Source organism: Sandarakinorhabdus sp. (assembly GCF_032115815.1).
Taxonomy (GTDB): Bacteria; Pseudomonadota; Alphaproteobacteria; order Sphingomonadales; family Sphingomonadaceae; genus Sandarakinorhabdus.
This window is the reverse complement of the sequence record NZ_JAUMBI010000061.1, coordinates 1-6,369: the sequence shown is the minus strand read 5'-3', so window position 1 is coordinate 6,369 and position 6,369 is coordinate 1. Positions and strand designations below refer to the sequence as shown.

Here is a 6,369-nt window from a genome sequence, read left to right as displayed (position 1 = left end):
CGACGTGCTGTCCACGATTTCGTGGAAGCGCCGATCCCGGTCACGCCACACCACTTCGCCGGCATAATAGATGGCGATGATGATCGGGAAGATCGTGAAACTGCCATTCAGCTGTTCGATCAACGCGAAGGTGAGCGGCCGCGCCGGGGTGCCGTAAATCTCGTTGGCAAAGATCAGGCTGCCCGACGCATTGAACAGGCCGATCAGCAGCAGCACCAGATAGGCCGGGCTTTTGAACACCAGGCTCATTTCGAAGCGGGTGCGCGCCCACAGCCGGGCGCCGGCGGCCGCCGACGGACGCGGTGCCGGCAACACCGCCACGGTTTGCGGCGGCACGGCAGCGGCCTTGACCTCCTTCTTTGCCGCGCGCGCCGCAGCACGGGCCGAAAGCCCGCCTTCGGCAAAACGGAAGCGCCAGCCGGCAAAGCCCAGCGCCGCCAGCGCCACGGCCAGCCAGATCGCCCGGTTGGCCAGCAAGGCCCCAGTGAGCGGCGGGGTGAGGCCGTTGCGTTCCGCCGCTGTCCAATAGCGCGTGGCATTGCCGATGGCGGCAAAACCAAAGGGTTCGATCAGCGCGGCCGTCTCGCGCAGTTCCGGCTTGGTGCGCAGGAAGCCGTTCAGCACCAGATACAGCACCAGGAACACCACAACGCCCACATAGGAGTACATCATCGAGCGGGTGAGCGTGGCGACGGCAAAGAAGATCGCAGATGTGAGCAGCACGTTGGGCAGCGCCAGCACCAGATAGGCATAGGCATAATCGGCCACACGGTTGGGGCCCAGCGTTTCCGGATCAAGCCACGGCATCACGGAGCCGATCACGATCGCCAGCGGCACCACCAGAAAGGCAAGCGCCCCGGCCAGGGCAGCGCCGGTGAATCGGCCGAACAGATAATCGAACTTGGAAACGCGCGTGGCCCGCACCATCGGGCCAAAGCCGCTTTCATCGTCGCGCACGATCACGTTGGCCACGAACGCCGTCGTTACGAACATGAAGAACAGCGAGAGGATCTGGTGCACCTGCACCACCGCAAAGGGCGCATTCTTGTGCACATTGCCGCCCGATCCGATCGAGATCTGATCAACCGTGGTCGCGCCGAACGTGATCAGGAAGAACAGGATCGCGACAACCCAGAACACCGGGTTCTTCAGCTGATACCGCAGCTCGAACAGCGTGATGGCGCCAAACATCGCTTGCCTCAAGCCGCAGCAGCAGTGGTGGTGCGGCGGCTGCGGGCCAGTGTGGCGAAATAGACATCCTCCAGCCCGCCTTCGACGGCGGTGAAGCTGGCCCCCGGATCGCGGTCGGACAGGATGTGCACAATCGTGCGCCCCGCAAACAGCCGGGTGGAGATCACCTCATGTGCGGCCTTGGTGGCTTCGAGCTCGTCCCGCCCGATCGTCTTGGCCCACACGCTGCCACGCGCCCGTTCGATCAGTTCCAGCGGCGCGCCTTCCAGCTGGATGCGCCCGCCGGCCAGCACCGCCATGCGCGGGCACAGATCGGCGACATCTTCAACGATATGGGTGGAAAGGATGATCACCACATTCTCGCCAATCTCGGCGAGCAGGTTCAGGAACCGGTTGCGCTCTTCCGGATCAAGGCCGGCCGTCGGTTCATCAACGATGATCAGCCGCGGATTGCCAATCAGCGCCTGGGCAATGCCGAACCGCTGCCGCATGCCGCCCGAAAAACCGGCGATGGCCTTGCTCCGCACATTCCACAGGTTGGTCTGGTTGAGCAGCGTCTCCACGGTAGCCTTGCGTTCCCCGGCCGAAGCAATGCCCTTCAGCACGCACATGTGATCGAGCATGGCATAGGCCGATACGCGCGGATAAACCCCGAAATCCTGCGGCAGATAACCCAGCGTCTCGCGCAATTTTTCCGGCTGGGCGATCACATCGATATCGCCAAACATGATCGTGCCGGCCGTGGGCGTCTGCAGCGTCGCCACCGTGCGCATCAGTGTCGATTTGCCCGCACCGTTGGGCCCCAGCAGGCCGAACATGCCGTTGGGCACGGTCAGGCTCACATCATCCAGCGCGCGGGTGCCATTGGCATAGACATGGGTGACGCCCGACAGTTGCAGCATGATGCGATCTCACTCCCGTTGATCCGCCATTTCATAGCAGCTGTATTATCTATGTAAAGCGGTGGGCAGTTGCCAAGCGCGGCGGCCTGCGCCAGTCTGGAATCAAAGGGGAATTGTCATGAAAAATCGGGCTTTGTTCGGGTGGGCACTGCTGGCACTGGTGGCGGCACCGGCACCGGCACTGGCCAGCCCAGCCTCTGACCAGTTGCGCGCGTCCGTCCGCAGCTGGCGTGAAGCCAATGAGCGCAAGCTGATCGCCGATTACAGCGCCTTCGTCGCCATGCCGAGCATTGCCAGCAACCTGGCCGATGTGGATCGCAACGCCGATTTCCTCGAAACCCAGCTGAAATCGCGCGGCTTCACCACTAGCCAACTGCGCGCCCGCCCCGGCACACCCGCGAGTGTGTTTGCGGAGCGCCGCACCCCCGGCGCCAAGCGGACCCTCCTGCTCTATGCCCATTATGACGGGCAGCCGGTGAACCAGCCCGGCTGGCTCGATCCGCCGTTCCAGCCCACCCTGCGCTCCGCACCGCCGGCCAGCGCCAAGGTCGATCTGGCCGTCGCCACCGCCATCGACAAGGAATGGCGCCTGCACGGCCGCGCCACCGGGGACGACAAATCCACCATCGCCGTCACCCTGTGGGCGCTGGATGCACTGGCCGCCAAGGGCATCAAACCCAATGTGAACATCAAGATCCTGTGGGAGGGCGAGGAAGAGGCCGGCTCCCCCAATTTCGGCACGATCGTCCGCGCCAACAAGGCGCTGCTCGCCGCCGATCTGCTGATCATGGGCGATGGCCCGGTCCACCAATCCGGCCGCCCGCTGGTGAGCGGCGGCAACCGCGGCATCGTCGATTTCGAAGCGACCGTTTATGGCCCCGCCCGCGCGCTGCACGATGGCCATTATGGCAATTGGGTGCCCAGCCCCACGGTGATGATTGCCGATCTGGTGATGCAGCTGCGCGACGATCAGGGCAACATCAAGGTGCCCGGCCTGGCCAGCGAAGTGCCGCCGCCCAGCGCCACTGACAAGGCGGCGCTGGCCGCCCTGCCCGCCGTGGAGCCGCAACTGATGGACGAACTGGCACTCGGCCGCCACATCGGCACGGCGCGCATCGCCGATGGCTATCTCGCGCCCACCCTGAACGTCCGCGCCATCCACGGCGGCGACACACGCTCACCGGCCGCCAACGCCATTGCCACCCAGGCCTGGGCCAGCTTCGATATCCGCCTCGCTCCCGGCCAGACCACCGCCCATGTGAAACAGGCGGTTGAAGCCCACGTCACCACCCAGGGCTGGCACATCATCCGCACCGATCCCGACGCCGCCACCCGACGCGCCCACCCCAAGCTGCTGAAACTGGATTGGGATGAAGGCGGCTCCGTCGCGGTGAAAGTCCCCCTCGACACTCCCGCCGCCAAGGCCGTGATCGACGCCATCACCCGCACCGCCGGCCCACCCGTGCAAATGCCGCTGATGGGCGGCACCACGCCCTTCGCCGAAATCGTCGAAGCCCTTCAAACCCCCATGATCGGTGTCTCCGTCGCCAACGCCGACGACAACCAGCACGCCGCCAACGAGAATATCCGCCTCGGCAATCTGTGGGACGGCATCGAGATTTACGCGGCGCTGCTGGCCGATACGAAATGGTGAAGTCCTTGATCCGTTTGTTCCTCAGCCTCGTGGCCTGCTGCCTCGCTTCGGTGCCCGTCGCCGCACAGCCTGCCCCGCCGGCATTGGAAGTGGTGATCGCCGCGGCGTTGTCGGTGAAGGAGGGGGAGCCGGGAACGCCGGCCTTTGCGGCAGCCGCTGACAGCTATCGCGCCGTGCTCGACGAGGCCAAGCGCATCGACCGCACCCGGCTGAACCTTGATGATCAGGTCGATCACGATCTGCTGATCGCCCATCTGCGCACGCGCCTGTTCGAAATGGAAACCCTGCGGCTGCACGAGGTGAGCCCCGCATCGGTGTTCGCGCTGGGCCAGACCAGCCAATTGTTCCTGCGCCCCGGTGCACTGCCGGACAGCGCGGTGCGGCAGGCCACAGTCGAACTCCGGCGCCTGCCGGCCGTGCTGGCCCGCGCCAAGCAGACCCTGAAGAACCCCGCCCGCACCTGGACCGAAAACGCCATTTACCAAGCCTATTATGCCCGCCTGCTGCTGCGCGACGAGGTTCCCAAGGCGATCGCGGACAGCAAGGACGTGAAGGCCGAACTCGTGGCGGCCGCCGGCCCCGCGCTGGCTGCCGTTGATGATTTCGAACGCTGGCTGAAAAGCGATCTGCTGCCGCGCTCCACCCGTTCACCGGCGTGGAAACCGCAGGAAATCGAATTCTACCAGTTCGTGCAGGAGCAACTGGACGAGTATGGCACCGAGGAGATGTTGCGCATCGCCAGCGACGAAGAGCGCGTGCTGACCGCCGAAATGCGTGATCTGGCGCGCCAGATTCACCCCAGTGGCGACCTGCGCAAAGCGTGGGAGGTGATGAAGGACGAAGCGCCGCCGTGGGATGGGGTGATCCCGATGGCGCAACGCTATGTCGACATGATGAGCGCCTGGCTGAAGGGGCCCGGCGCCCATATCGTGACCATCCCCGATTACATCGATTATGGCGCCCGCGAATCCCCGCCGATGGCGCGGCGCATCCTGTCCTTGGGCGGCGCCACCGGCGGGCCCACCGTGGCGGGCCGGCAATCGGGCTATTACATCCTCACGCCGCTGGAAGACCGGCTGACTCCGCAGGAAAAGGCCAGCCGCATCAAGGCCTACAACCCCTATTGGACGCACGTGATCTCCTACCACGAATGGCTGGGCCACAATGTGCAGATTGCCGCGCGTAATGAGAATGTCAGACGACCAATGCGGCGCGCCTATCGCAGTGCCTATTTCAGCCAGTCATGGTCGTTCTACCTTGAACGCCTGATGGAAGAAGAAGGCTATTACAAGAGCTTGCCCTATATGGAGGAGCTGAAGACCAAAATGGCGCGGCGCCAGATGCGCATGTGGCGGGTGCAGCGTATCCTGACCAAGCTGAAGATGGCGAAGGGCGAGATGACGTTCGATGAGGCCGTGCAGGCCTATGTCGACAAGATGGGGATGGAGCCGACCAACGCGTTCATCGAAGTGCAGCGCGATTCCCAGTCTCCGTCATCGCCAGGCCGCGAGATCATCGGCGAGCTGGAGATCATCAAGCTGCGCGAGGAATACAAGCGCCGGATGGGCGTGCATTATTCGATGAAACATTTCCACGATAATTTGCTGACGTACGGCGATCTGCCGTTCAAGCAGATCCGCAAGCTGATGTTCCGCGACGAAGGCTGACCGGTTCAGCCCGGCAGCCCGCCCGTCTGCCGCAGGGCCTCCCCCACCGCCAGCCCGGCCGACATGGCGAGGTTCAGCGAGCGCACGTCGCGTTTCATCGGCAAGCGGATGCGGCCCTCGCAGGCGGCGTGAACATGCGGCGGGGCACCGGCGCTTTCCTTGCCGAACAGCAGCACGTCATCGGGACGGAAGGCGAAATCATAGGCGGAGATGCTGCCCTTGGTGGTGAGCAGCACCAGCCGCGCGGCACCGATGCTGGCGTGGAAGGCGGGCCAGTCGCGGTGGCGGGTGATGGCGACATGATCGATATAGTCCATGGCCGTGCGGCGAACGCGGGCATCGTCCCACGCGAAGCCGAGCGGCTCAATCAGATCGACAGGCACGCCCAGGCAGGCGCCCAGCCGCAGCACCGCGCCGACATTGCCGGCGATTTCGGGTTCAAAGAGCGCGATGCGCATAAGCAAATCTTGGGGCGGGCCTCGGCGGCGGGGGCGACTGAAGCTGTCCTACACGGGCAAAGCCTGTCATCGTCGCGGCGTTCAGGGTTGCACCGGATGCGGGCTCTGCACCACGGTGAAAAATCCCCAATTCGATACGAAACGTCAAAACTGGAAAAACCGTTTCAGCGCAGATTGCCCACCGCCCGCTGGATGCGCTTGCAGGCTTCCTCCAGCAGTTCGTCGGAGGTGGCGTAGCTGATGCGGAAGGCAGGCGAGCCGCCAAATGCCGCGCCGTGGACGACGGCAACGCCTTCGGCGTCGAGGAGGTAGGCTGCGACGGCTTCATCGTTGGTCAGCACGGTGCCGGTTGGCGTCGTCTTGCCGATCAGGCCCGAGCAATCGGGGTAGACATAGAAGGCGCCTTCCGGGCGGGGGCAGATCAGGCCGGGCGTCTGGTTGAGCATGGAGACCACCAGATCGCGACGGCGCTGGAAGGCGGCGTTGCGCTCCTGAAG

Annotated in this window: 5 protein-coding genes and 1 pseudogene; 2 read left to right on the top strand and 4 right to left on the bottom strand. The window is 64.5% G+C overall.

What is annotated here, in order from left to right; translation table 11 throughout:
- Both RT662_RS03690 and RT662_RS03685 read right to left on the bottom strand, forming a co-directional pair.
- Positions 1–1,191: pseudogene (locus tag RT662_RS03690) on the bottom strand (ABC transporter permease); the annotation flags it as partial.
- Between the two features lie 8 nt (positions 1,192–1,199).
- Positions 1,200–2,093 (bottom strand): ABC transporter ATP-binding protein, encoded by an 894-nt coding sequence (locus RT662_RS03685; RefSeq protein ID WP_313669259.1) that lies wholly within the window; start codon positions 2,091–2,093, stop codon positions 1,200–1,202.
- A gap of 118 nt (positions 2,094–2,211) precedes the next feature.
- On the opposite strand from RT662_RS03685, the gene RT662_RS03680 reads away from it, so the two are divergent.
- Both RT662_RS03680 and RT662_RS03675 read left to right on the top strand, forming a co-directional pair.
- Positions 2,212–3,747 (top strand): M20/M25/M40 family metallo-hydrolase, encoded by a 1,536-nt coding sequence (locus RT662_RS03680; RefSeq protein WP_313669257.1) that lies wholly within the window; start codon positions 2,212–2,214, stop codon positions 3,745–3,747.
- A 5-nt stretch (positions 3,748–3,752) separates the two neighbouring features.
- A complete protein-coding gene (locus RT662_RS03675) occupies positions 3,753–5,414 on the top strand; it encodes a DUF885 family protein (protein ID WP_313669255.1) in 1,662 nt (553 codons plus the stop codon).
- Positions 5,415–5,419: 5 nt separating this feature from the next.
- Here the strand turns inward: RT662_RS03675 and RT662_RS03670 are convergent, their stop codons facing one another.
- Both RT662_RS03670 and RT662_RS03665 read right to left on the bottom strand, forming a co-directional pair.
- The gene (locus tag RT662_RS03670) at positions 5,420–5,872 is read right to left on the bottom strand and encodes a tRNA (cytidine(34)-2'-O)-methyltransferase (protein ID WP_313669254.1); all 453 of its coding nucleotides are present in this window, start codon (positions 5,870–5,872) and stop codon (positions 5,420–5,422) included.
- A 164-nt stretch (positions 5,873–6,036) separates the two neighbouring features.
- The coding region (locus tag RT662_RS03665) for an aminotransferase class I/II-fold pyridoxal phosphate-dependent enzyme (protein WP_313669252.1) at positions 6,037–6,369 on the bottom strand (333 nt) is incomplete at its 5' end.

Excerpts from the sequence above, each read along its gene's own strand:
- RT662_RS03685 (WP_313669259.1), bottom strand. The coding sequence starts at position 2,093 with ATGCTGCAACTGTCGGGCGTCACCCATGTCTATGCCAATGGCACCCGC.
- RT662_RS03680 (WP_313669257.1), top strand. The coding sequence starts at position 2,212 with ATGAAAAATCGGGCTTTGTTCGGGTGGGCACTGCTGGCACTGGTGGCG.
- RT662_RS03670 (WP_313669254.1), bottom strand. The coding sequence starts at position 5,872 with ATGCGCATCGCGCTCTTTGAACCCGAAATCGCCGGCAATGTCGGCGCG.